Origin of the sequence: Kitasatospora sp. NPDC057542 (assembly GCF_042801945.1) — a bacterium.
Taxonomy (GTDB): domain Bacteria; phylum Actinomycetota; class Actinomycetes; order Streptomycetales; family Streptomycetaceae; genus Kitasatospora.
In genome coordinates this window covers 1-2,519 of record NZ_JBHVFE010000744.1, presented here as the reverse complement: position 1 = coordinate 2,519, position 2,519 = coordinate 1, and the positions used below count along the sequence as shown (strand labels likewise).

Genomic DNA, 2,519 nt, shown 5'->3' with positions numbered 1-2,519 from the left:
GCCGGCGCGAGGCCCTCGCCCGCGGTCGGCCCGCCCCGCTGACGTGCCCGGACACGCTGGAGTCGTCGTACTCCAGCCTTGGATCGTCAGATCGTGACGTTGACGGCTGGAACCAGAGCCCTTACCGCCCCTGCACTCGTGCACAGGGACGGTGGCATGGCTGGTGCACCCGGCGTGGGTGTCCCGAGAGCCGCTTCGCCAACACGGGAAGGAAGAAGACCCATGACCTCAGTGGGCAGCAGCCGCTTCGCGGGCAAGGTCGCGGTGGTGACCGGAGGCAGCGGAGGGATCGGCGCGGCGGTCGCCGCGCGGCTGGCCGCGGAAGGGGCGGCGGTCGTCATCGGCTACCGCGGCAACCGGCAGGCGGCGGACGAGCTGGCCGCCATGCTCGCGGCCGACGGCGGCAGGGCACTCGCCATGCGCGCGGACGTTGCCGATCCCGAGCAGACCAAGGCCCTGATCGAGCGGGCCGTGTCCGAGTTCGGCCGGCTCGACGCGCTGGCCTCGTGCGCCGGCATCGAGCACTTCGACGCCCTGGAGAACATCACCCCGGCCGACTTCGACCGCGTCTTCACCGTGAACACCCGTGGCCAGCTGTTCGCCGTCCAGCACGCCGCCGCCCACATGTGCAAGGGCGGGCGGATCGTGCTCACCTCATCGGTGAGCGCCTCCCGCGCGGTGTTCGGCCACACCCTGTACGCCTCGTCCAAGGCAGCCGTGGAATCCATGGTCCTCAACCTGTCCGCGGAACTCGGTCGGCGAGGCATCACCATCAACGCCATCGCCCCCGGCGGCACCGACACCGACATGGCTGCCGAGCACGCCGCCAGCTACCAACACCCCCAGCTCAGGGACTCGATGCCACTCTCCCAATGGCTGTCGGTCCACGGCGCGCTCGGGCGCCTGGCCCAACCCGAGGAGATCGCCGCGGGCTACGCCTTCCTGGCCTCCGACGACGCCGCCTACATGACCGGCCGCACGCTGCCCATGGACGGCGGCTTCTTCTAGTCGCTTGGCGGGGCCACCGCGCTTCTGGGCGCGTCAGCGCCGCTGGCGTCCGTGCCGGCGGCGCGCGAAGCCTTCCCGCAGACGGTTCACACCGATCAGGATGGGGCGGAGAAACGGAACGGCTGCCACCAGCAGGCACTGGGCGGTCGCCGCGATCGGCAGCTGCAGGAGAGACAGCCCGGAGGCACACGCCAAGGGCAGCACCAAGGACGCCACTGACGCGGCGCAGATGATCAGCTTCAGCCTGAGTGTGACCCCGCCACCCCCCTTGTTCGCCGCCCACAGCTTGATTCCGATGGCGAAAAAGGCGAGGACCAGTGCCACCACCTCCACGGTGGTCAGGACAACGGCAACGAGAACGTCGATCACCCACTGCGGCATCTGGTCATCCTCGCGCTGATCCCCGGCTCCGTCTTGAGTACGGATACTCACGTCCACGACTGCTGTCCGGTGGTGTGCCGGGACCACGCCGATCTGACTGCCCGCCGCCCGGGCCGCTGCCCGGTCGAGGACAGTGCGCGGGCCTGCTCTCCAGCTCAGTGGTTGGCACGTCCGGCCGCTCGCGCAGCTCGGCGACCGCCGCCGCGACTGCCACACGGGTCCGGTCCGGCTCCAGCTGCGCGCCGCCGGCCTCGGCGCGGGCCTGCGCCAGGTGCTCGGCGACCAGGTCCGTGAGCCCGGCCAGGTGCCTGCGGATCTCGACTACCACCCGCACCGGCAGCACCGGGCCGCTGTCCCACGCGTGGGACAGCCCCGGCCCGGCCTGGCGGCCGACGACGTCCTCGATGCCTCGGCGGCCGCCGCCAGGCCCAGCAGCCGGTACGCCGTCGACCAGGACAGGTCCTCACCCCGGAGCGGGCTCCCGCGCCGCTCCAGGGCCTGCTCCTGCACCTGTGACGGCCGGCTCCGCCCTGCCCGAGCGGCACTGGCGCGTCGGCGTCGCGGCCGGAGGTGACCGGTGAGTCCCGCTGATCCGTGGAACCCGAACGAGGCCGCGCGCCTGACCCGGGAGCTGATCGACCCGGGCTTCACGAAGCGCGTCCCCGGTCAGCCCGCCCCACACGTCGTAGGGCTCACGGACGGTCATGGCGTACCGGCGGCATTCCAGTAGGACCGGGCACCGGGCGGGTGTGCCGTTCGGCTGTCCGCCGCCGTGGCGGCCAGGACGAACCCGAGGCGCGGCAGCCCCGTCGAGCGCTCGGCTCCACATTCGTTCCAGGGGCTTTGCCGTCCCGCCACGGCGTTCCAGGAAGCCTCGAACGCGCAGCTCAGGGCACGTTCCGCCGTTCCAACGTCCCGCATTGCCGGGCGGTGCTGGCGGGCGGGACGGATTGCGGGACAGTCTTCGGTCCGGCGGTGACCGGCGCTGAGCCGGGGCCACCCGGCCGCAGGGCGCGGCCATCGCGGCGAATGCCGCGCCACGTACCACCCGACCCCGGAAGGAAGCCCTGCCATGCGCACCCCGAACCGACGCCCGATCCTTGTCCTGCTGGCGGCCGCCGGCCTGCTGG

At 72.3% G+C, this 2,519-nt stretch carries 4 protein-coding genes; 2 read left to right on the top strand and 2 right to left on the bottom strand.

The annotated features are described in order from the left end of the window. Positions 1 to 222: 222 nt before the first annotated feature. Positions 223 to 1,008, top strand: a complete 786-nt coding sequence (locus ACFU7Y_RS42980; protein ID WP_224275387.1) for an SDR family NAD(P)-dependent oxidoreductase — start codon at positions 223 to 225, stop codon at positions 1,006 to 1,008. 33 nt (positions 1,009 to 1,041) lie between these two features. On the opposite strand, the gene ACFU7Y_RS42975 is transcribed toward ACFU7Y_RS42980, so the two are convergent. Continuing rightward, positions 1,042 to 1,446, bottom strand: a complete 405-nt coding sequence (locus tag ACFU7Y_RS42975) for a hypothetical protein (protein WP_224275389.1) — start codon at positions 1,444 to 1,446, stop codon at positions 1,042 to 1,044. 76 nt (positions 1,447 to 1,522) lie between these two features. Between ACFU7Y_RS42975 and ACFU7Y_RS42970 the strand changes: the two genes are divergently transcribed. Next, entirely contained in the window at positions 1,523 to 1,963 is a 441-nt protein-coding gene (locus ACFU7Y_RS42970) for a hypothetical protein (protein WP_380771907.1), read from the top strand. Here the strand turns inward: ACFU7Y_RS42970 and ACFU7Y_RS42965 are convergent. After that, a complete protein-coding gene (locus ACFU7Y_RS42965) occupies positions 1,853 to 2,218 on the bottom strand; it encodes a WhiB family transcriptional regulator (protein WP_380771906.1) in 366 nt (121 codons plus the stop codon). The two genes, ACFU7Y_RS42970 and ACFU7Y_RS42965, sit on opposite strands and share 111 nt — an antisense overlap. Positions 2,219 to 2,519 lie beyond the last annotated feature (301 nt).